Source organism: Microbulbifer sp. ABH2_005 (genome assembly GCF_056160005.1).
The window spans coordinates 257,483-280,228 of the sequence record NZ_JBSWWI010000002.1; the positions used below are offsets into that span (position 1 = coordinate 257,483).

At 51.1% G+C, this 22,746-nt stretch carries 20 protein-coding genes and 1 tRNA gene; 4 read left to right on the top strand and 17 right to left on the bottom strand.

Going from position 1 to position 22,746, the window contains the following annotated elements; all coding sequences use genetic code 11:
• Positions 1 to 39: 39 nt before the first annotated feature.
• The 5 genes from ACXAFI_RS18655 to ACXAFI_RS18675 form a co-directional block, all read right to left on the bottom strand.
• A complete protein-coding gene (locus ACXAFI_RS18655; protein ID WP_475109981.1) occupies positions 40 to 1,542 on the bottom strand; it encodes a hypothetical protein in 1,503 nt (500 codons plus the stop codon).
• A gap of 185 nt (positions 1,543 to 1,727) precedes the next feature.
• A complete protein-coding gene (locus ACXAFI_RS18660; RefSeq protein ID WP_475109982.1) occupies positions 1,728 to 2,360 on the bottom strand; it encodes a DUF6058 family natural product biosynthesis protein in 633 nt (210 codons plus the stop codon).
• A 233-nt stretch (positions 2,361 to 2,593) separates the two neighbouring features.
• Positions 2,594 to 3,412: a prolyl hydroxylase family protein gene (locus ACXAFI_RS18665; RefSeq protein ID WP_475109983.1), complete on the bottom strand. Its 819-nt coding sequence runs from the start codon at positions 3,410 to 3,412 to the stop codon at positions 2,594 to 2,596.
• Between the two features lie 39 nt (positions 3,413 to 3,451).
• Positions 3,452 to 4,780, bottom strand: a complete 1,329-nt coding sequence (locus ACXAFI_RS18670) for an aldehyde dehydrogenase family protein (RefSeq protein ID WP_475109984.1) — start codon at positions 4,778 to 4,780, stop codon at positions 3,452 to 3,454.
• 27 nt (positions 4,781 to 4,807) lie between these two features.
• Positions 4,808 to 5,734: a CmcJ/NvfI family oxidoreductase gene (locus ACXAFI_RS18675; RefSeq protein ID WP_475109985.1), complete on the bottom strand. Its 927-nt coding sequence runs from the start codon at positions 5,732 to 5,734 to the stop codon at positions 4,808 to 4,810.
• Positions 5,735 to 5,813: 79 nt separating this feature from the next.
• On the opposite strand from ACXAFI_RS18675, the gene ACXAFI_RS18680 reads away from it, so the two are divergent.
• Positions 5,814 to 6,767, top strand: coding sequence for a LysR family transcriptional regulator (locus tag ACXAFI_RS18680; protein ID WP_475109986.1), 954 nt, complete (start codon positions 5,814 to 5,816; stop codon positions 6,765 to 6,767).
• 280 nt (positions 6,768 to 7,047) lie between these two features.
• On the top strand, positions 7,048 to 8,442 hold the full coding sequence (locus tag ACXAFI_RS18685; protein ID WP_475109987.1) for a dicarboxylate/amino acid:cation symporter: 1,395 nt from the start codon (positions 7,048 to 7,050) through the stop codon (positions 8,440 to 8,442).
• A 31-nt stretch (positions 8,443 to 8,473) separates the two neighbouring features.
• Here ACXAFI_RS18685 and ACXAFI_RS18690 read toward each other — a convergent pair whose 3' ends face one another.
• The 12 genes from ACXAFI_RS18690 to ACXAFI_RS18745 all read right to left on the bottom strand — a co-directional run bounded on the left by ACXAFI_RS18690 (position 8,474) and on the right by ACXAFI_RS18745 (position 21,385).
• The gene (locus tag ACXAFI_RS18690; protein WP_475109988.1) at positions 8,474 to 8,908 is read right to left on the bottom strand and encodes a DUF1810 domain-containing protein; all 435 of its coding nucleotides are present in this window, start codon (positions 8,906 to 8,908) and stop codon (positions 8,474 to 8,476) included.
• Positions 8,909 to 9,169: 261 nt separating this feature from the next.
• Entirely contained in the window at positions 9,170 to 9,595 is a 426-nt protein-coding gene (locus tag ACXAFI_RS18695) for an acyl-CoA thioesterase (protein ID WP_475109989.1), read from the bottom strand.
• A 654-nt stretch (positions 9,596 to 10,249) separates the two neighbouring features.
• Positions 10,250 to 10,765 (bottom strand): hypothetical protein, encoded by a 516-nt coding sequence (locus ACXAFI_RS18700; RefSeq protein ID WP_475109990.1) that lies wholly within the window; start codon positions 10,763 to 10,765, stop codon positions 10,250 to 10,252.
• Positions 10,766 to 11,960: 1,195 nt separating this feature from the next.
• Entirely contained in the window at positions 11,961 to 13,001 is a 1,041-nt protein-coding gene (locus tag ACXAFI_RS18705) for a hypothetical protein (RefSeq protein WP_475109991.1), read from the bottom strand.
• 16 nt (positions 13,002 to 13,017) lie between these two features.
• Positions 13,018 to 13,386 carry a hypothetical protein gene (locus ACXAFI_RS18710; protein WP_475109992.1) on the bottom strand — a complete coding sequence of 123 codons (369 nt, stop codon included), beginning with the start codon at positions 13,384 to 13,386 and terminating at the stop codon, positions 13,018 to 13,020.
• Positions 13,387 to 13,795: 409 nt separating this feature from the next.
• Positions 13,796 to 13,871: transfer RNA gene (locus ACXAFI_RS18715), tRNA-Phe, on the bottom strand.
• 125 nt (positions 13,872 to 13,996) lie between these two features.
• On the bottom strand, positions 13,997 to 14,272 hold the full coding sequence (locus ACXAFI_RS18720; RefSeq protein WP_152455703.1) for an oxidative damage protection protein: 276 nt from the start codon (positions 14,270 to 14,272) through the stop codon (positions 13,997 to 13,999).
• 15 nt (positions 14,273 to 14,287) lie between these two features.
• Positions 14,288 to 15,373 (bottom strand): A/G-specific adenine glycosylase, encoded by a 1,086-nt coding sequence (mutY, locus tag ACXAFI_RS18725; protein WP_475109993.1) that lies wholly within the window; start codon positions 15,371 to 15,373, stop codon positions 14,288 to 14,290.
• A 239-nt stretch (positions 15,374 to 15,612) separates the two neighbouring features.
• The gene (locus ACXAFI_RS18730) at positions 15,613 to 16,140 is read right to left on the bottom strand and encodes a hypothetical protein (RefSeq protein WP_444920430.1); all 528 of its coding nucleotides are present in this window, start codon (positions 16,138 to 16,140) and stop codon (positions 15,613 to 15,615) included.
• A 371-nt stretch (positions 16,141 to 16,511) separates the two neighbouring features.
• Positions 16,512 to 18,677 (bottom strand): AsmA family protein, encoded by a 2,166-nt coding sequence (locus tag ACXAFI_RS18735; protein WP_475109994.1) that lies wholly within the window; start codon positions 18,675 to 18,677, stop codon positions 16,512 to 16,514.
• A 175-nt stretch (positions 18,678 to 18,852) separates the two neighbouring features.
• Positions 18,853 to 20,997 carry a TonB-dependent receptor gene (locus ACXAFI_RS18740; protein ID WP_475109995.1) on the bottom strand — a complete coding sequence of 715 codons (2,145 nt, stop codon included), beginning with the start codon at positions 20,995 to 20,997 and terminating at the stop codon, positions 18,853 to 18,855.
• An 88-nt stretch (positions 20,998 to 21,085) separates the two neighbouring features.
• Positions 21,086 to 21,385 (bottom strand): hypothetical protein, encoded by a 300-nt coding sequence (locus tag ACXAFI_RS18745; protein WP_475109996.1) that lies wholly within the window; start codon positions 21,383 to 21,385, stop codon positions 21,086 to 21,088.
• Between the two features lie 116 nt (positions 21,386 to 21,501).
• Here ACXAFI_RS18745 and hisB point away from each other — a divergent pair, with 116 nt between their 5' ends.
• Positions 21,502 to 22,089, top strand: a complete 588-nt coding sequence (hisB, locus tag ACXAFI_RS18750; protein ID WP_152455691.1) for an imidazoleglycerol-phosphate dehydratase HisB — start codon at positions 21,502 to 21,504, stop codon at positions 22,087 to 22,089.
• Complete coding sequence (hisH, locus tag ACXAFI_RS18755; RefSeq protein WP_475109997.1) at positions 22,089 to 22,739, top strand: imidazole glycerol phosphate synthase subunit HisH; 651 nt, start codon at positions 22,089 to 22,091, stop codon at positions 22,737 to 22,739. Before hisB ends, hisH begins: the two co-directional genes overlap by 1 nt.
• Positions 22,740 to 22,746: the final 7 nt, after the last annotated feature.

Genomic DNA, 22,746 nt, shown 5'->3' on the forward strand with positions numbered 1-22,746 from the left:
AGTCTCTACGTGCTTATAGACTTGATCTAGCGCTCGGTCTCAGGATGCATTTCCTGAACTTGTTTCACTGCCTGTGGAAGTTTCTTTTGCGACCCAATCGAGTAATTTTTTAGCGCGTGATCGAACCTTGTGATTGTGAGACCAGGCCAGAGTTCTTTCCAGAAACGGCTTTGCGAGTTTTGGCTTTTTAAGTTTTGCGAGGTGAAAGCCAATAGCGCTATTTATTTCAATACTATTTGGATTCTTCTGATAGGCCGCCATCATGGTTTTCAGTGCGGCAACACTTTCGCCTTTGTACTGCTGAGCCATCCATTTGTACTGGTAAGCCGGTAGGGAAGCCGGATTCAGCGCTATAGCCATATCTGCATAATGCACTGTTTTGGTATAGCTCCCTTCATCCCATTGTCGGGATTTAAGCGTATTCTGTAAGCTATATAAATGGTATACAGATAGATTCGTTGCCGCTGTATGATTTAAATCAGATATTTCTGATAATTCCTGAAGTAAAGCCTGTGCCGCAGCCTCCTGCTGATTGTGCATCAATAGATTCGCTTTAAGGGCGATAACTCCAGGTAACTTGGCAGCATCTTTTTTTACTTTATTCAGATAGCTTAACGCCTGATCGTATCTTTCTAGATCAACCGCTCGCTCCGCCAGTAATAGGGATTTTTCATTATGGTTCAGTTTGCGGTTTTCGATTTTAAAGGCATTTTGGGTTAGATTAACCTTGTATCCCGACCGACGTCGTTCTTTTAGGTAACGAGTTAATGCGATATCCAAATCTTCCTCTCGGATATCATAATGTTGTGTAAAGAGATCTAGTGGATCTCCTCCATTATTGATGTCCGTTAGGTAATTTTTGGTTTTTTCATGGTATGAATTTTCTCTGGCATCTTCGCTGAAAAATAAATAGTGTAATAATAACCACGCACTGGCGTAATACTGGTTAGCATGTTTCCAACCTTTTCTACTGTAATCCGGCTGAAGAATTTCCCTTGCTTTCAAAGGACCTTCTCCCAGAGAGTAAGCTCTCCACTCAGGAACGTTGCCGATGGTGATGGAATCCTTGTCAATAGTCGCGCTAGCTAGTAATTCTGCGAATCCCTCTGAATACCACCTAGGGTAACGCATGGAACCGCGCTCACGCATAAGATGGTGAACATATTCATGAAACATGATTGCTTGGCCACTAAATATGCCACGTTTGTTTTCCTGAGAGAAAATTAAGGGGCCATTAATAGTGTTGGTATAAAAGCCTCCGATACTTCTTTTTCCGGAGAATTTTTCAAACTCTTTAGAGCTATTAAAGTGATATACCCTAAGTCTAGAATTTTCTGGGCGATCTTCCATGCCTGTTACCATAAGTGAGGCACGGCGAAATTTTTCCAGCTCGCGCAATAAGGCCTCAGATTTTTTCGGTGAAACATCGGAGTAGACGGTAAAGTTAGTGCTTTTATATTCCCGCCAATCTCTAGCGTAGGCTGATACCGTCAAGACGGATAGCAATAGAAAGGATATAAGGCAGTAAACTCTGCTTTTCATGGAATATCTCTAATATAAGTGCGGAGAGGCTTGAGCCAATTAAAGGGGCGGGATTTTATAGGGGCATATATGTTTAGTATATGCAAGACCAAATAGTCATAAGGATTTGCTTTAACCTACAACCTATATTTGGCCTGGTGTGACAGTGTTTGTGCAGATCTGTGAGATAGGCTCACTAAGCATATTTATTTTAAGTTATATTGCTGACGAATGTCATTGATCAGTATTTTCCTCGAACTCTTGTGGCGCTCATGAGGTGCGAAAAGGCTGCTGGCGCTCTCTAGCAGGTCAATAGCCCTCTGTAATTTTTGTAGGCCTGTTCTGCTGAGGTTTTTCTCTTTCGCTAGCTCCTTGATCACTAGGGAGGCCAGTTCTTTACGGGCTATATCCTCGGGGAGTCCGCTTTTGGTGCATAACCCATAAGTTCCATCGATAAAGTGTTTCCACTCGCTTTCAATATGTGTGGCAAGCCCCTTGTTCATTCTTATATCGGAACAGTTATGGCCAATAGACTTTAACTGATAGATTGTATCGGTGTATCTTATCTTAAATAGATCAAAAATATTTTTCGTATTATTTTGTTGCCGAAGGTCCTTTGACCAGGATACATAACCTTTGGCGTAGAACTCCTGGTTATGGGATTCATTATGGATGCCGAAGAATGAATGGCATTGAAGATCCAATGTTAATGTGTAGGAAGCTTTAGGCATAACAAGGGCATTCTGGTAGTTTGTTAACTCTTCTTGCCTTAAACCGCTTAGCGATAGCAGTTCCTCTTTGCTATAAAAGTGACTCTGTAAATATTCTATCAATTCCATAAGTACACACCCTTATGTGCCGTTGCGATCAGATTGGGAGTGCAGCTTGACATAAAACTTACGGCAACACTTCGATGGAGGGCGTAGTATATAAGTCGGGCATATAGATTATATGCAGCGAATTTAGGGAAGATCTTAGTAGCGATTTATTGTTATTTTAGTCCGAGCCGCTTCCCTGCGGCTGAATGTTCTTTGCAGATTTTTATAAAATCGAAAATTGATAACCTCTTTAATCAATCCTGAAGAAATAATATATCTGTACGAATAATATATTTTATTCCACGAGTAATTGGCGTTGAGCTGTGAATCCTGTGCAGGGGGTGCATACCATGGGGAAAACACAGTACAGATCCAGCGGGGGTTCTTACATCAATATCCATCATGGAGTGTCGGCTGGGCTGTTGGTGGGGGTTATCTGCATTGACACGAAAACGTGTGGCACCGCCATCAAAATCTTCACTGAGTAACACTAGAAAAGTCATTTCGCTAAAACGGTCTGGAAAACCATTAGCCACCAACTGGCCATCTATAATTCGGCTGCCCGGCCAGGCTCCATCAGTGTGAAATTGAAAGTAATCACCTTCGCCATAACGATAAAAGCGAAAGCGCTGATTGAGTCCCACTGGCTCCCGCCCTTCAAAGTAGCCATTGGGGTCCTGCATAAAAGCGCTGCACCGCTGCCAAATTAGCCGTTCGGTAGTTTCATCTACCACCCAGGTAAGGCTGTCGTTATGGCGTACCTCCCTGGGCAAAGAAACAGCGGCATCTGGCAGATAACCGATATTTTCAGTGATATCGATGAGACGCTGGCATTCCTCACTGGAAAATACATTGAGTAATTGAAAAGCACCGGGCACCTCGGCAATCTCTCTGCGCTGAACCAAAGATGGGGCGCTATCTTTGAGTGAGGCTGGGTTTTCCAGTCGTGCGGCCCAGGTAGGCAGAGCAGGATGCTCCGCACCGGGTTCCCTGGCGATAATAAAGAAATCCTGCTCAAGGTTGCTGTTGGCCTCGGTTGCTGGATTCATCGCAATGTCTGGAGAGCTTGGCATAATGATTTTGTCCAAAATATCTGCACTCGGATTTTTTAATTAATGATTAATAAGGGTAAGCTGGGCAAATTGTCGGTGCCCCTCAGCCCCACCGTGGTAGCCAAAACCACTCTGTTTGGCGCCTACCCACGGTGTTCCACCGGCACCCTGGTTAATACCGATCATGCCTGCCTGCAGTTGATTTGCGACTTCCTGGGCATCCGCTTGGCCAAAAACCACGGCGCCCAAGCCGTATACAGAGTCGTTGGCCCTGTAAATCCCCTCTTCAATAGTGCTGAAGCGGTCTATTGCGACTACCGGGCCAAAAGTTTCTTCGTCCTCAAGTTGCATACCCGGTTTGATACCACTGATGACTGTGGGAGGAATAAAAGGAAGTTCGGGGGATTTTTCGCCTAGCAAAAGCGTTGCGCCCTTCTCTATGGCGTCATGAATATGCCGAACCACTTTTTGATGCTGACGGGGATTGACCAGTGGACCTATATCGACATCCCCTTCTGACCAACCACCGGTGCGATAATTTTTTGCAATGGCAACTACCGCTTGTTCAAACTGGTCCGCGATACGCTCGTCTACATATACACGCTCGGTTGAAGTGCACATTTGTCCGGCATTTTCAAAACTGGAGGCTACGGCGAATTGTGCGGCGCGGTGAATATCGGCGCTGGCCAAAACCAGCATGGGATCATTGCCGCCCAACTCCATGATCAGGCGCTTTAGCTTGGGAGCGGCATTGGCCATGATGGCCTGGCCGGTTGCACGGGAGCCGGTAAAAGCGACCATATTGATATCCGCTTTGACCAGGGCTTCTCCGGTTTTTCCATCTCCATGGGCAATTTGTAATACCCCGCTGGGCAGCGACTGGTTCAGGGTTTTTACCAATAGGTCCGCAACCAGAGGGGTTTCTTCGGAGGGTTTTAAAATTACGCTGTTACCGGCAATCAGTGCCGGTACGATCAGGTTATTGGCCATCGCCAGGGGATAATTCCAAGGGGAAATAACCGCGACCACGCCTAACGGACGATATTGAATTTCACTGTTACCCTGGCGCTGGCTGCGCAGGGCCTCACCGGAATCTGCGGCCAACCAGGGGCCACTGTGAATGGCGCCACCCGCCTCGTAGCTGGCCCGCCGCGCATCTTTGCCCATCTCACGGCTAACCAGTTTTGCCAATTTCGCCTGTATGGGTTCAAGCTGCTTATAGGCTTGTTGTACAAGCTGTACACGCTGCTGAAGGGATTTTTTGCCCCACTCAATCTGTGCCTGCTTGGCCTGTTGCAGCAATTTTTTTAAATCGTCTTCATAACAAATTTCGACACTGCCGACGACTTCGTTATTTAAAGGATCTATTGAGTTCAGGGCTTTATTCATGGGGTTTTGATCGATATTTCAATTTAATTAATGTTTAAACAACGCGATAGTGCGAATTTCCAGGCTGGTACGCCGGGGAGCATTTTCGCTTTCCGGTAAGTCGAAGGCGCTATGGGGGCTGCCGGTAATCACATCGCTGTGTTCGCTATCAAAAACCCGCAATAGCAACCCTTCGCCGGGGCGCATATCACTAAACCAAACCCAGCGGTGTTGAGGGTTGGCGCTGATGACAGAAATCTGCCCCTCCCGCTCTGGATAAATCAGGCGCATTTTGTGGAAATCCGCTGCTTCCACGCTGCGCAGATCCGCCATAGCCAGGGGGGACTCTTCAACCCGATGCAGCAGCGGCAGCCACAAGTTCACAAACTTAAACCGGGGAAAATCGTCCGGATTTAAGCCGTATTCCGGTAGCGTCTGCTTGAGCTGGCGCTGGGCAGACCAGGGCGTGTAATCGTTGTGCGCGATTTTTACCGGGGCGCGGCGACTGCGGCTCTGCTCAGCGATGGCGTCTGCTTTAGTCTGAGCGCGCAGCGTGTGATCGAAGGTCACAACCTGGTCCGCGCCGAGATAAGCAGCCAGCCATCGCTCAATCGCCGGATACCACTGAGTACGGATCAAGGTGTCTCGGGATTCTGGCGAAAGCACTGTGCTATTAGCTAAAGGCTTGCCGCTATCCAGCGCTTTTAAAGTGTCGTCCAGCTGGTGCAGGTCGATATCTAGGCTGGGCTCTACCAGCTCAAACCCCTGCTCGTCCAAATGGAAGGTCTCCCCCGCAGCCTGCAGCTGCCTGCCGTCATGAACTGTCACTTGGTGGGGAATTACCTGATCAATCAGGCTAGCGGGGCCGGGGCCTGTATGGCGCTGGTCGTAAACCAGCTCCGCGCTGGGGTCCGCGTAGTTGATACGTGCCCGCATTGAGCCCGGTGTCGATGGGTGCAGAGTCGCGCCTAGCATAGTGGGTTCCTCACACATGGGGGTCTATATATCGGCAATGCTAGGCTGGAGCAGATACAATGAAAACCAAGTAACGATTGTGAGTGATACAGGTTTGACTAGGGGTAACAGGGCCGATCGCTTGGACCGGCTGGAACTAAAGCAACTGCGGCTGCTGCAGGCAATTCTGCGGGAATTAAATTTATCCCGGGTGGCGGACCAGCTCGGTGTGACTCAGCAGACGGTGAGTGAGCAGCTGAAGCGACTGCGGGAGATCTTTGGCGACCGCTTATTTATTCGGACCAGCAACGGAGTGGTAGCCACTCCCCTGGCAGAACGGTTGGCACCGAGGATCGATAGCGTATTAAACGATATCGCCTCACTGTTGCGTGGGCACGAATTTCTGCCGGCCGAGTACACCGGTATTTTTACTATCAGCGCCACCGACTTTGAACAGCGAGTGGTATTGCCGGGGCTACTGAAAAAACTGCGCGAACAGGCCCCGGGTCTCAAAGTGGTTGTGCTCAAGCTGGAAATCGACCGCATGGCGCAGCAGCTGCAAACCGGCGAGGTAGATTTGGTCTTCAGTACCCCCGGTTTTGTGCCGGATAACTGCCCGACAATGCTGCTGTATCGAGAGCGCTATGTTTGCGTGTGCTGCCGTCATGCAAAAATACACGGCCAGTTAAAAGGGAAGACCCTGGCATTGGCACAGTTGGCGGCGCTACCGCAATTGGTGGTGTCTCCCTCCCGCGGAGCACTGCGTGGTATGGCGGATACCTGGTTCGAGGAGTTTGGCCTGCAGCGCAATGTGGTATTGTCGGTTCCTTCTTTTGCCGCCGCAGCCGAATGTATTGCCTCCACCAATACCGTGGCTTTCTTGCCCTCGCGCCTGTTGCCCGATGAGCGCCTGAGTACCCTGCCGATTGCTGACCAGCCCCCCGGTTTCGATGTGATCGCCGCCTGGCATAGCCGCAGTGGGCAGGACCCGCTGCACAAATGGATCAGGGATTTATTGGCGCAGCAGTTTGCTCCAGCGTCCACTCATCAATAAAAACTCGGAAAGGCGTTTTTATTGCTTCCTGGATTAAAGAAATCATCATTGGCAGTTTTGAGTGCATCGGGTCGGTGTTGGTTTAGAGCGGTGTTTTCTCGATCTTGTAACAAATCGAACAGCTCTGTACAGCGCTCTCTAATGCAGGGACCAAGACGTAATCTTTCTGCAACAGGTCTTGCCAATGATTGTTTGGGCCCAATGTTCGCCTACCTTGGTACAGGATTTGCTGGCCCACACTTGATCTGACTAAAGGGTTTTGCTGTAGGCTTGCGGAATAATGGCGGCTTTCCTATGGAATGGCTGTATTAATGAATTCGGATTTGGTTATTCACACATGAATTATGGTTCCAATGTTTACCTGTTCAGGATGGTGGAATCCCTGGGCCTGTTGATGCGCACGCGCCTGTGGATGCAAATCCTGTTGGCTATGGTGCTGGGGCTCGGTATTGGCCTGTTGCTGTCGCCGGAAGGGGCTGGGCTGGTCGATGAGAATCTCAGCGTAATATTGGCCAGCTGGTTCAAGCTGCCCGGTGCCCTATTCCTGAATATGATTCAAATGGTGGTGATTCCACTGGTGGTCTCCTCCATTATCCTCGGGCTCTGTGGCAGTGGAAATGTATCCCAGCTCAAGCGGGTTGGCCTGCGTATAGCCCCCTATTTTATTGCCACCACCACAGTAGCGGTGATTATCGGTATAGTCCTGGCCCAATTTATTCAACCGGGTAACTATATCGATGAGGCCCTGCTCACAGCGGCTACTGAATTACCCGGCAGCCCACCGCCACAGATGCTGGAATCCAAGCCGCTACCGGAGCGAATCGCCGAACTGATTCCGGCCAATCTGAATCAGAGTATCGCCATGCGCAATATGCTGCAGCTGGTGGTCTACGCGATTTTCACCGGAGTGGCAGTGATGTTGCTGCCGCAAAAGCAGCGTGAAACTGCAGTCTATGCCTTCGGCATAGTGCAGGAAATCGCCTTGAAAATAGTCGGTTGGGCCATGCTGTTCGCGCCGCTGGCGGTATTCGGATTATTGGCGGATATCGCCATTCGCGTGGGTCTAACGGCGATAGTGGGGATGTCTGTCTATGTAGGCACGGTTATTCTGGGGCTACTAATCCTACTGCTGTTCTATCTGTTGATTGTCGCACTGGCCACGCCAATGCGGCCTTTGAGCTTCCTGCAGCGCATCAGCGGCGTTCAGCTACTGGCCTTTTCCACTTCCAGCTCCGCGGCCGTAATGCCGCTTTCAATGCGCACTGCCGAGACTTCCCTCGGAGTGAAACCTTCTATAGCCAAATTTATTGTGCCCCTTGGCGCTACGGTGAATATGGATGGCACCGCGCTCTATCAGGTGATCGCGGCGATTTTTCTCACCCAGGTTTATGGCATTGACCTCAGTACGGCACAGCTGGTGGGGCTTACCGTAACTACGGTGGGCGCCTCAATCGGTTCCCCAAGTACACCGGGTGTGGGGATTGTGATTCTCGCCAGTATCCTGGCCGGAATAGGTGTCCCGCCAGAGGGGATTGCATTGATTCTCGGTGTGGACCGCATACTCGATATGTGCAGGACCGCCGTTAACGTCACGGGCGATCTCACCGCCTGTCTGGTGATGGATAAATTACTGGGCAGCGACAGCCTGGAGGAACCTGAAACCCAAACCGCTTGAGTGTCTTTTCGGAAGGTTTGGGAGATAGAGACTAATCAGAGCTTTGCAGGATCTCCAGGGTGCGGGGGTCCTGTTTGCCCTCATAGTATTTCTCTAAAACCTGCATAAATAGATTATCAGTGCCGCCTGCGGCCTGAGCGAACAGGGTCATACAGGATCTGACCTTGATCGCATCAAGGCTACCGAATATTTCCAGGGCGCTGAGATCCTGCAGGTTTAATAACTCCTGACAACACTCCCGCAATCGCGGCCCAAGCTGTGGATGCTTCAGGTAAGCCTTCGCCTCCTCCAGGCTTGTCACCCCATATCGTTGTGACGTAGCGCTGTGTCCCAGTCCCTTGAGCTGCGGAAAAATATACCAAATCCAATGGCTGCGTTTGTGCCCCTGTCGCAACTCCTGCAGGGCCTGTGCATAAGAGTCGTTCTGTGCCTGGCAGAAACGTTCCAGGTCAAAATAATCACCCATAAACATTTGTCCGTAAAAGGTCATTGATGTTTTACAGAAAGAAAAGCGTAGCATGAATATCTATGGGCTAGGTTACAGGAGCCATGTACTGTTTGGAGTAGTAAAGAGGTAGTACTTACCCTCTAAGCAGATACTTTTTAGACATGTGTAGTCGCGGTGATCAAACCCTTGACTATTAAGCCTTGTTTGGCGGTAAAATTTTTCAGGGTTAGTTATTTGAAAGACGGGGTTAGCCGTCTTTTTTGATGGAAGAAATCCAATTTAAGCGGTGGGCAATAAAGTCCGTATGTCATCAGGTACTGGCATAGATTTTCCAGCCTGTTGATCTACCCAAACAATCTTTGCTTCACCGGTGGTGTAGAGTTTATCGGTGTTATCCGCATCTCTGATCTCGTAATAGCTATTAAAGCTACTACGCCCGGGAGTGCCGCCATACATACTAACAGTAATGTTGGCTGGAAATACCAAAGGTAAATGAAAATTGGCCGAAGCATTGAGTAGTACAGGGCCATCTCCTTGATTGCTACTGAGAGCACCTGAGCTAGATATAGAGGCTAGCCAGCTACAGCGACACTGCTCAAAGTAGGTGAAGTAGGTGGCGTTGTTGATATGGCCAAAGGCGTCCATATCACCCCAGCGTACAGCTAAGGTTTCCTGATGTAGAAGATTGCGGGGGGCTTCATTCATTATCATTACACTTAAATCATGACAGTAAAGCTGTTAATTGTAATGGGCTGCCGGGGCTGTGAGTAGGTTTATATTTTAAATTCTAAAGTAAATGAATGGCTGCAAGAAAACGTCAATATTACTTTTGCGTTTCCTGCCTACTTCTACGTTACGGCGGTTGACTAGTAGTAGATGCCAGCAATCAATAGTTGGCATCAAATAGTTACTGGGTGTGCCGCTTCCGAAACTGGAGCCGGGAAACCCATGGGGATGTTCGCGAGAACTCACCGCGCCGTATTATTGAGGCCGCCGAAATACAGTCTCGCTGTGACAACGTACACCGCCAAGCGCGTTAGCATTCCATGGAATATCCAGGAGAGAATGTGAAGTCAAAGAAAGTGACTTCTTTTTCGCAGGCGTTTAATAGTCGCGTGGTAAATTATAAATGGCTGTTGTATGTGGTCGACATGTAATCTTTATAGTTTTGTATCTTTTTTATAAGGCTGAAAGGTTTTTTAATTTAAGAATTGAAATTTATGTCTGCTTTGAAAATAGTAGCTTTTGAGGCTGGTGAGAGTTTTTAAATATTATTTTAGTGGGGGGGCGCACATACATGATGCACAGGAGTTAATATCCTGTGCGTCATGATTGATTTTCTAAATTATTTTTGCTGGTTTATTCGGCTTCGACGGTAATTCGTAGTGTTCCAGAAAAGGGAGCCGATGCCTGATTGGGCTCCCATTGATTTTCGGGGATAATAATAACAAAAGTAGCATTATCATCCGCGCAGTTGGACGCTTGAAGGGTATTGTTGGTGATGGTTTGTCCGGCTATAGCCGGTTCAGGAACTGCGCCATCATTCTGGTAGACTACATCGTAACTAATTGAAGTTCCGTCAGAGCCAATTAAACTATAAGTAGGGTCAGTTCCATCATTTTGAAAGGTTATTCCATAAAGTGAAAATCCATTTCCTGCAACACAAAACCTGTCATCGGCTATTGCGTCAGTTCCCGGTGCGGGATTAGAAATTGTGATTGGGTCAACATTTTCTATTGAGATAGTTGTATCAAATTGGAGGGTTATTAAACTGGTTGCGCTATCTGTGGTTTGGGATAGCGCGGATGGAGTAAAGCCAATGGCTAATCCGGTAACTACTATGGGTGCCAGAAAATTTGCTGTAACAATTCTCATTGTGAACTCCCTTTCATATTAGATCACACAATATCTGTAAATCAATAACGACAAAACCAAATGAGAATGAGTGGTTTCTACATTGAAATGTTAGTTGTGAATTTTTCGTGGAATCTTGCAGGGCGGTTATCTAATTATTTTAGAGAGATAATTACTAGTTTTAGAGAGAGCTTTCTTATTTTTAGGTTGGGGCTTTGGCGGTTAAGTTACTTTTACAAGTATTCTAGTGGAGGTTTTTTTGAGGTTTATAGATCTTTACGCCTGTTGTTAGGCGGCTGCTTCAATTTTACGGCGCCGGAAAATTCAAATCTGACAGGCTCAAGCGACCCCAATCGCTAAGCAGACCGGGACCTAAAAGAGCAAATAGGGAAAGTTCACGAATCAGTGGCCAAGGTCCGCCAAGCTATCAAAGTAAAAGATGGCGGCAAAGTCTGGTTAAGCAGTAAATCTTTAAGTGTGCAGAAGGTATTAGAAGATTTAATCGGTGTAGTGTAGGCCCTGGCCGGTACATTCACTACACACGCACTTCGCAATGGAAAAAACCTGACCAGGATGCGGCAATCAACGGCAACAAAAGCAGCGCGGATAGTTTAGGGTCTCAACTTAAGCCAATAAGGGCCTAAGTTTTTTATTGTGTTAAAGAATGTTGTTTATGGAAAAGAATATAAGCAGATACGGCTTTTTTCTGAGAGTCCACCTTATGAGTGGTAGAGCAAAGAGTTTCAGAGGTTCAGAACCTACAGAAGTAACGGCAATGGAGCTGGTGGAAGAGATTGCGAAGTCTAAGTAAGCAGATTTTTATTCTTGGTTACAGGTTTTGAATATTGTGACAGGGAAATTTACCGAATACTCGATTGAGTGGGGCGAGTGTCTCGTGGAACCTTGCTCAGATACTGAAGAACAGCACAAAAACTAACTTGCCCAGGCTGGTATTGGCGGCCCCCAGCTGCTAGAAATTATTTCTTTTATGGAGGAACAATATAGATCAATATTTCTCTTTAAGGCTGCCATATAGGTCGATGTACGCTATTAGCACCTTGAACATATAAAAAATATGTTGGAAGCTTGTCTGTTGCCGTGGGCGTGGATCTGTGAAAGGAGTTAAAACTAATGCTTACGCAGATTTGCGGAATTGAGCGCAATTTGGATTGGTAAGAGAAGCATACTGAGCGACTAGGTAAGGAACAGGTTTTTCTCAGGCATCAACCACCATAGGCTTAAAGCCTATTTCCTTATGACGATCAAATGGTAGTTCTTCAGGGCGAATCGATCCAATTTGCATTCCTCTGGGATCTTCGCTTATCACAAGGCCTGTTCCTGGAGAATGACCAAATTTAAAAATTATAATCTCTCCTGGTTTCCTGAATTTTTTGAGCGATGAGCCTTTAAGATCACTTATTGCTTTTGAGTAGAGTTTTTCTAGTAGTAAATTATGTTCAAAAACATAGTTCGAGCTATACGATATTTTTACCAGCGTATTTATTGTTACGCTTATTGCCTTTAGGGCATGGTTGAAGTCGATCTGTTCATAGCTTGGTTGGCCTGGGTGAATATACTTGTAATTTATTCTTAATAGAAGGAAGGCGGCTCGCAATCTTTCATGTTGTTGTTCTACATTCTTTTCAGTGAAATATAGTTGTTGTCTGTGTTCCTTGTGAGCGTTGTGAATTTCGTTAATTTTTTCTATTGCGGATAATATGAGCCCATTTTTTTCTGGCATGGAGGCATTGAAGTCTTCAATGCTGTTTTTAGGGAAGCAGTCTTTATAAAGCCTTGATTTATCCTCAAAGGATATTAAAAATTCTTTTTCTAGTCGCTCTATTTTCTCATGGTATGCTTTGTCGTGTTCCATAAATAAAGAAAATGAAGTCTTTTTTTCTTCGTTTTGCCATGTTCTGTTGTTTTGATAGATCTGTTTGGCAGTTTGCTCACTTCGAAATATTAGTGCGATTACGCCAAGTGTTGCAAATACCCCTGCACATAACTTTATTGCTGGGGAGAAATATAGAAAGAGATTGTTTATACAGCTTACTTGTATACAAAATTCATACTGCGGATTTGCTCCGTATGTCTGGTAAGCCAGTAATACAGAAATAAAAACTACAGAGAGAAATAATACTGTAACTCCACAAACTAGTGAGAGTGTGAATAAGGGGTAATCCCATAATGAACCATCCTCCTTTACTTTAGAGGGGGTTAACATCCTAATTAAGAGGTCGTGGTATTTCTTCAGCATATTTATTTGCTTGTTGTTAATATGGTATTTTTTGGTTTGTTAATGTAAAAGCTAAGTATTCATTTGGAGTGTGGGATAACAGCTGAAGATCGATAATAGTGCTCTCAATGAGTAATATGACAGTTGTGTGGTGTCTTCTGGATTGTTTATAAACTTGGCCATCCCACAGACATTCAGTTTTTATTCTATGGCCTTCTATTGAGTTAGTTGCAACGCTTTGATCCAATCTTGCGTCAGCTACTCTAATGTCGCAACAGCGGCTTGGTGACTCGCCAATGACAATCAGTATGCCGTTATTGTTGTTCTTGGTTTCTATAATCTTGAGTCGAGCCGGCTCTATTTCTATTAAGTTGTCTGCTGTTGGATAGCTTTCATTTCCTTTCATTGCATCCTGGCATTCCAGATAAAGCTACCAAGCAGGTGCCAACCCTCAAAAACTCTTTAAAATTCGCATCATCAGTTCCCTCTGTTTTTGCGTGATCAATAATTGTGCAGGAAAAATGGCCGCCGGTCACTCCTCTCCAAGCCTGCCGATTTTTGGTGTTCTTTTAGTTGATGAAATGAGATTGGCGGTGAGGGCCTGAGCTGGTGCGGGGTTTGGTTAAGAGTTGGATTTCACACTCTGAAGAGTTGCGAAGAGAAGTGAGAGGATATTGCACAGCCGGAAGGCTTGCGGAGTAGCAAAGAGTCAACGTGATTTTGCGTTGACACTTTGGGGGGAATTTACCGTCAAAACTTTAAGGGCGGTAGAATTAAAAAACCCGCGAAAGCGAGTGCTTGCGCGGGTTTAAAAATGGTGCCCGGAGGCGGAATCGAACCACCGACACGGGGATTTTCAATCCCCTGCTCTACCGACTGAGCTATCCGGGCTTTGCGATCTTGCTGGGCTTCCCCTGCGTCGCGAGGCGCGTATTAAAGCCTTATCGCGGGGCTGAGTCAACCCCTTGATTGTAAAAAGTTTTTTTTCTTTTGCGGGGAAGCTTTGCGGAGCCCGTTTACTGCTGTTCCGGGGGTACGTAGCCGTCGGCTGCGTCGTACTCTTCACCGCTCAGGAACTTCATCATCTGCTCGCTCAGGTAGGCGCGGCTGGAAGGTTCCATCATGTTGAGGTGCTTTTCATTGATCAGCATGGTCTGGTGCGACATCCACTCCTGCCAGGCTTTTTTGGAAACATGCTCGAAGATATCGACGCCCTTGGGGCCGGGGAAGGGCGGTGCGTCCAGGCCTTCCAATTCCTCTTGGTACTTGCGGCAGAATACGGTTCTGGACATGGACTCCTCCTGGTTCTAGTCGGCCGTAGTTGGGGCGAGCAGGGGTGCCTGCAGCGCCAATAGTTGTTTTGCCAGCTTTACGATTGGGGCGGGTAGCCCCAGCTCCTGGGCCGCGCGGGCGCGGTTTAGTTGTCGCAGTTTATACCAGCCGGCGCCGCTCTCCGCCACCTGGGTGGAGACTTTGTCGAGCTGTACCCTCAGCGGGGTAATATCCAGGTGGAAGTGGGTAAAGGTGTGTCGCAGCAGCGGTAGCGTGTGTATTTCACTGGCGCGCCAGCGCTGTTGTTTGAGCCAGGCCTTGGCATCTTCTGCCTGGGGAGGACACCAGAGGCCACCCCAGATACCGCTGGCGGGGCGCTGCTCTAGATAAATTTCGCCCTGGTATTCCAGCAGTAACAAGGTGGCGCTGCGCACTGGTTTTTCTTTGCGCGGTTTTTTGCCGGGGTAATCCTGCGGATTGCCTTGGGCGTGGGCCATACAGGATTTCTTTAACGGGCACTCTTCACAGCGGGGTTTGCTGCGGGTGCACAGGGTGGCACCCAGATCCATCATCACCTGGGTGTAATCGTTAATGCGTTTGTCCGGGGTGTAGGTCTCGGCCAGCTCCCACAATTGATTGGCCACGGCGCTCTGCCCCGGCCAGCCTTCCACGGCGTGGAAGCGCGCCAGTACCCGTTTTACGTTGCCATCCAGAATCGGCGCCCTGAGTCCCATGCTGATACTGGCAATGGCGCCGGCGGTGGAGCGGCCGATGCCGCTCAGCTCGATGAGCGCTTCTACATCCCGTGGAAATTCCCCATCGTGTTCCTGCAACACCGTCTGCGCACATTTGTGCAGATTGCGCGCGCGGGCGTAATAACCGAGGCCACTCCAGTGAGCCAGCACCTTATCCAACGGCGCGGTGGCGAGGCTTTCCAGGGTGGGAAAGCTCTGCATAAAGCGCTCAAAGTAGGGGATCACCGTGCTGACCTGGGTCTGCTGCAGCATGATCTCGGAAACCCACACGCGATAGGGATTGATATTCTGCTGCCAGGGCAGGTCCTTGCGCCCGTGTTTGTCGAACCATTTGAGAGCGGCGTTTTGGAACTGCTTTGGGGTCATGGAGATACTGCGGGCTGGAGTTTGTGATGGAAACCTTGGGGCCGTGCACGAGTTAACCTCGGTGCACTTTGCCTGGGTCTTAGCGACGGAAGAGATTTTTCATGGTTTCTCTCAATTCGTCGACCTTTTCTTCAGCCTAATCGCCATATTTTTTCGGTGAGCGCAGGCCTTGCCACCCATCTTATCTAGTTCAGGTCTAGCTCAGTCTGAGCAGCACCGTGACGATCTCCGCTTAGCGATCAGACCTGTATGCCCTCTTCCGGGACATAGAAATAGCCGACAAAGCGATAATTGGTGGCAGCCATGCCATAGTTATGGTTTGCGGTCTCCAGCTGCTTGGGCAGAATCACAAAACCGGGCCCGTAGTTTTTCACCCGGTGGGCGCCGGGTTTGTGAGTCCAGTAGCCGGTTTCCGGGTCCCGCCTGTACCAGTGGTGATCGGTTGTGGACTTATACAGGGCAACACAGTAATAACCTTTGGTGAAAGGCGGGGGATCGTTTGCTGGGGCGTTGGCTACATAAGCCATACCATCGCGCTTGGCGCCCTCAATCAGGCGGTCATTGTCCAAGCCCGCGTCATAACCGGAGTAGGAGCCGGGATCAGGCTTGCCCTTGTGGGGCTCCTCGCAGTTTGCGGCCCAGGCATAGCAGTTCACATGGTGGTTACCCCAGGCCTCCTCTGCAGGTGTGTTTTTCGCAGCGCTAGTCACCAGCTTGGTGATCACCTGCTTGGATTGATTGTCTCGATTCCGTTCCAGTAATGGCATTTGTTATTCCTATTATTTGACCAATTAACCCCATAGAGTTTGAACGAATTTTGGGAAAAGAAAGTGTAGGTAATAAGGAAGTTGTCGTGCGATGAGAAAAACCTCGACCGATGTAAAAAATAGCTTGGGTGAACTCGGCGCACTGGATGGCCACCCCCAGGCATGGGCTAAGAACTGCTCTAAGTCACTCGCAATAACACCGCCTTATAAGTGACTTATTCGAATTTTCTTTGCCTGGTTGTTTTTCGTTCTTTGTACTTAGGGCGGTATTTTTACAACTGCTTTGGAGTTACGGGAAGGATTGCGCAACTGAATAGCGTGGGTGATTGGGGGAGGAGTTGCGCACCGGGCGGAACCCGGTGCGGCTTACATTAACGGCCGAAAAGATTTTTCAGTTTGTCTTTCAGCTCGTCGACTTTTTCTTCCACTTTATCGCCATATTTTTTCTTGGCTTTGTATTTCAGTTCCTCGCGCACTAAGTCATCGAGGCGGCGGCTGTCGGGTTTACAGGTTGTTGGGCCCACATCGTCGAAGTCGGCTTTGCAGCGCAGCGGCAGCGGGCGGTTACGCCAACGTTTGTTCTTGACGGTGCAGCCATCGGCGGAGGTGCTCTCGCCCACTAAAGCGAGGCCGAGGGCGAAGTCGAAGTCCTGTTTTTTCAGGTCCACCTCGCCATCGCCAGTCATGGCGATATTCTCGATGCCGGCGAGAATTTCGGTCACTTTTACTTCGTCACCCTTCACCGCGATGGTGGCGCGCACATCTTGCAGATTGGTCTGGGCGGGCCAGTTTCTCTCCGGCAACGGAGTATTCTCTGCGTAGCTGAACAGCTGGCACATGCTCTTTTCCAGATTGAACGGCGCTATGGATAGCTCCTTGCTGGAGACATTGACGGCGGCGCGCAGGTTTTGTTGCAGGTCCGTGGAGGTCTTGCCTTTGGCCTGCCCATCCCAGTTGACGCTGGCTTCACCGGCTATTTGCACTTTTTCACTGGGGAACAGCGCTTCCTGTACCTTGCCGATATCCACACCGACCAGGCCACCGCGCACCTGGCCCTCTGCGGTCTGGGCGCGAGCGTTGAACTGGCCGTTGCTATTGAGCTGGCCGCCGTAGAGGTCGGCACTGAGTTTTTGCAGCTGGTAGAGGCCGTTATCTACGGTGAGTTGGATTTCCGGGCTGTCCAGTTGCAGGCCCGCAGCCTGTAGCTGGTCCAGCGCCAGGCTGATATTGGCGTTAAAGCCACGCAGGTCGCTGAGAGGTAGGGGTTCGGCGGGCAGCTGCTCACCGGCTTTGGGCTTGGGTTTCTTTTCCGTCTGCTGGGCGCTTAGGGTCTCCGCGGAAGTTGGGGTCTGGGTAGACTCCTCACTCTGTGCGGTGGCTTCGGTAGAGGGGGCCTTCGTTGCTGCCTCCCCGCTTGTTTGCTCGCCAGTCTTCTCGCTCTTCTCTTCTGCCGGTGGCAGATAGTTATCCAGGTTGAAGGCGCCGCCGCGCAGGCTCAGGTCGAGCCCCGGCATCTCTGCATTGCGCACTTGGGCGTTACCGTTAAAGGTGGTGCCGTCGAGCTGTAATTGCAGTGGTGTCAGGTTGAGTTTTTGTTCGGTGCCTTCGATGCTGGCTTCGATATTCAGCTTTTGCAGTGCGGCGCTGTCGCGAGTCACGACTTCACTGCCGGTCAGTTCCAGCCAGGGGCGCAGAGGGTCGACGCTGGCGTTTAGGTTCATCTGCACGCGCCAGGGTTGGTTGCCGTTGTCGCGGCGCACATAGCCGCGCAGGTGCATGGTGGCCTGCGCGTTGTTATCGGAAGTGAGCACCAGCTGCAATGGCTGCAGGCGCAGGCCGTTGAGGCCTTCGTCCAGGGCCAGGGTGCTGTCCATTTTAAGTTTCAGTGGGTAGCGTAAGTCGCTGCCCGTCACACTGGCATCGGCGCTGAGCTGACCCGGTTCGCCGCCGGGTACCAGGTTGTCGGCGCTGATGTTTAGGTTTTCCACTTTATAGACTTTGCCTGTGCGGGCGTCACTGTAGGAGAGCAAGCCCTTTTCAATGCGCAACTTGTTCAGGCTGAGCTCAACCTGTTGCTCGGCCGGTGTCTCTGTTTCCTTGGGGATCTCAAGCTTGGGCGGCTGTTTTTTCTGCGCTTCCAGTGCCTCACTGATCAACTCCCAGTTACCGCGCCCCTCTTTGTCCACCGTGAGTTCGATCTGCGGTGCCACCAGCACGATTTCCTCGGCTTCCACGCGGCGCTGCAGCAGTGGCTTGAGGGCCACACCCACGGCGATTTTGTCGGCGCGCACCAGGGTCTCTTTCGGCAGCTGCAATGGCGCCATGGTGACATCATCTAGTTGCAGCCCCAATTTGGGCCACAGCTGCCAACCGATATCGCCCTGGAGTTGCAGGGAAATGCCCTGTTTGGCAGCGAGTTTTTCCAGTTGCGGCTTGTATTGATTGATGTCGAGGCCGGCCAGCAGCCAGGCGACAGCGCCGGCGAGTAGCAGGAAAACGACCAATAGAGCGATAAATGTGCGCTTGATCCAGGCCATGGAGTGGATTGTCCCTGTGTTTTTTAGAAGGTACGTCGAGCGTGTATTAATACTTCAGACGCCGCGGTGGGGGTTGATGTTCCCACAGGTGTTCACCGAGAGCCTATCCGGGAAGTGTAGGAGATGCAGCCCCGCGGAGCTGGGTGCGCCGCGGGGCCATTGAAGCAGTTGTGGCTTAGAAAATAAACCGCACGCCGGCTTCGATACTGCGGCCTGGCGCCGGGGCATAGTCGCGCAGCAGGGAGGTGGAGTTGCGAATTTCTTCGTCGAGCAGGTTGCGGGCGCTGGCGAAGAGCACCGCGTCGCTGCTGCCGATCTTGAGGTTGTACTCGGCGCTCAGGTCCATGCGGGTGTAACCATCGGTGGGTTCTTCATAGGCGCCGGCGCGATCCTGGTCCGCCGCCTTTACAGTGCGCCATTCCCAGCCCCACTGGTCGTACTCGGCCCCCAGGGCCAGGCCCATACGCAGCGGCGGCATACGCGGTACATCGGAGCTTTCGCCGGCGATGTCATCATCGAAGCTGGCGCGCACCATATCGCCAAACAAGGTGACATAGTGGCCTCCCTGTAAGGGGAAGGTCACCGAGGCCTCGGCACCGTAGAAAGTTGCATCGCGGTTGGCATAGGCATAGACCGGCAGCTCCTCTTCCTCACCGCCGGTGTTTTGCGCGTAGATATAGTCACCGATCTGGTTGTAGAACACACTGGCCTCAATACGCGCCGCGTGCCAGCCGTTGGCGGCTTCATTGTGGTGGTGATAACCCAGTTCCAGGTTAACGCCGTTCTCTTTATCCAGCTGGTTGTTGCCCAAGAGGTAGCGGGATTCCGCCAGGTGCGCTCCGTCGGCAAACAGCTCCTCGGCCACAGGAGCACGCTCGGAGTGGGTAGCGCCGAAGCTGATATGCTGGTGCTCGGCGAGGAAGTACTGCAGCGTCGCGCTGGCGCCGATCAGATTGTAATCGCGGTCTTTGTCGATTTCCGGGTCTATTTCTACTCGCTCCAGACGTGCGCCCAGGTCCAGGTGCCAGTCGCCCCACTCGCGCTCTTTCATGGTAAAGAACCCGGCGCTGCGGGTACGTGAGGGTTGGATGAAGGCTTCGTCACCTACTGCGGCAAAGTCTTTGTCGGTCAATTGCAGGCCATAGGCACCGCGCCAGCCATTGCCGGCATCGTGGGTTATTTCGATTCGGCTCTCCCAGGCCTCATTGGTGAAGCGGGTGCCCGGATTGCCGGCATCCAGCTCCACATGCTCGTAATCGTTGTAGCCGATGCGCAGGCTCAGTTTGTCCCAGTAATCGCCGTCGAAGCGGTGCTCACCTTTCAGGTCATAGCGGGTTTGCACCAGGTCGATACGTACCGCATCGATCTCACTGGCCTCGGCGTGCTCCTCGTGTTCGCCATGGTCGTGTTCATCGTGATCGTCGTGGTCTTCACCCGCATGCTCCTCCTCATCATGGTGATGCTCATGGGTGCCCAGGGGGATGCCGTAATTGTTTTCCAGCCGGTTTACGGAGAAGCCGATAAAACCGCTGTCGGTGATCCAGGAAACCCCACCGCTATAGCTGTGGGCGCGGGCATTGGTGTTGCCCACGAAGCCATCGGTGTTGAACGCCTCCTCGTGCTCGCCTTCTTCGCCGGCGTGCTCTTCGTGTTCATGGTGTTCTTCATGCTCGCCATGCTCAACGATAGCGAGGCCCGGGATTTCGGTATTGTCATTTTCCCGGTAGACACCGTCCACATACCAGGCCAGCTGCCCGGCGCCGCCGGTGAAGCGAAATACCGAGGCATCCTGGTTGTCGGCGCTGTTGTGGCGCAGCTCTACCGCGCCTTCCACTTTCTCGGGCACGGCAGTGGGGATGCGTCCGTCAGTAATATTCACCACACCGCCCACGGCGCCGCTGCCGTAACGCAGGGCGGCGGGGCCGCGCAGTATCTCAATGCGCTCGGCCAGTAAGGGTTCGATGCTGGCGGCATGATCGGCACTGGTGTTGGAAGCGTCGGATACATCCAGGTTGTCACTGAGGATTTTTACCCGATTGGCACTTTGGCCGCGGATAACCGGCAGACCCACGCCACTGCCGAAAGAGGCATTGGCCACACCGGGCTGGTCCTGCAAAGTCTGGCCCAGGGTAGCGGCTGCGGATTTGCGCAGTGCGTCGCCGGAGAGAATAGAAACCGGTGCTGCCACGGCATCGGCGGGTTTATCCAGCGGCGAAACGGTGACATTCACCTCTTCAAGTGCCGGGTTGTTTTCAGCGGCGTAAATAGCGGGCGCAGCCAGGCTGGCAATGGCCAGGGCCAGAGTATTGAACTTGGTCATTTGTTTTTTATGTCCTGTCACAGGCGGATGCTGCCTTACGCGCACAGGCGCGGGCATCCACAAAATAAATTGTTGGTTTTTTTTAGGGTTAGCTGAGAGACAGGGACAGGGGAGGGGCGCGCGCGCTCTGGCGCTCCGGCTGGCGATCGCGCGCTGCCGGCGCAGAGGGCCGGTTGTAGTGACTTTGGGGCTCAGCCTGAACGAGCGGTGGCTCGCTGCCGAGTGCTGCAGGCGAATACATGCAGCACAGGTCACACAGTTCCACCTGGCTGTTACCGAGATGGAAGTGCTCCGCCCACAGCGGCTGAGCTGCTACTAATGCGAGTAGCAGGAACAGGCTGGCCCAGTAATGGGATTTTCGGCGCTTTAAGGTAACCATACCGCGCATGATATGTGCTTGTGGTTACGAATCAAGTTTCATCTGACACTAGCGAACCACAGAAGGCATCATTCATCTTATAATCTGCGCCCTCTGTCTTATTGCTCATAAAAGGAACGCTTTCGATGCGCAAGGCTAGCGTCACCCGCGACACACTGGAAACCAAGATTCAAGTCAGCGTCAATCTGGACGGCCAGGGGCACGGCCAGTTTGCCACCGGCGTTCCTTTTCTCGAGCATATGCTCGATCAAATTGCCCGACACGGCATGATCGATATGGATATTCGCTGCGATGGCGATATTCATATTGACGACCACCATACGGTGGAAGATATCGGTATTACCCTCGGCAAGGCCATTACTCAAGCTCTGGGGGACAAGAAGGGCATGACCCGTTACGGCCACAGCTATGTGCCCCTGGACGAGGCGCTCTCCCGCGTGGTGATCGATTTCTCCGGTCGCCCGGGTCTGGTGATGGATGTGCCCTTTACCCAGAAACGCATCGGCAATTTCGATACCGAGCTGTTCTATGAATTCTTCCAGGGCTTCGTCAACCACGCCCTGGTGACCGTGCACATAGATTGCCTGCGCGGCCACAACGCCCACCATCAGGTGGAGACTGTATTCAAGGCCTTCGGCCGCGCCCTGCGTATGGCGCTTACCCTGGACCCGCGTATGGCCGGCACCATGCCCTCTACTAAGGGGGTGTTGTGATGGGTCGGATCGCAGTTCTCGATTACGGTATGGGTAACCTGCACTCGGTTGCCAGTGCCCTGGATAAGGTGGCGCCGGAAGCCGAGGTGGTTCTGGCACAAACTCCGCAGCAGGCCCAGGGGGCCGAGCGCTTATTAGTGCCGGGTGTGGGCGCTATTCGCGACTGTATGGCGGGCTTTGTTGAAGCGGGTTTTGCACCGCTATTGAAGGACGCTATTGCGGCGGGTACACCGGTGTTGGGTATTTGCGTGGGTATGCAGATCATGATGCGCCACAGCGAGGAGAACAACGGCATCGACTGCCTGGATATCTTTCCGCAGCCGGTAAAGTTTTTTGGCAACGACCTGCCGCTGGCAGCCACCGGCGAGCGCTTAAAAGTGCCGCATATGGGCTGGAACCAGGTAAAGCAAACCCGTGAGCATCCGCTGTGGGCCGGCATTGCCGATGGCAGCCGTTTCTACTTTGTGCACAGTTACTATGTACCGGCTGAAGACAACGGGGATCTGGCTGGGCGCGCCGATTACGGTGTGCCCCTGGCGGCTGCGGTGGCACGGGAGAATATCTTCGCCACCCAGTTCCACCCGGAGAAGAGCGCCGATACCGGCCTGCAACTTTTAAAGAACTTTGTCAGTTGGAATGGCCGGGCCTGAGCCCTGC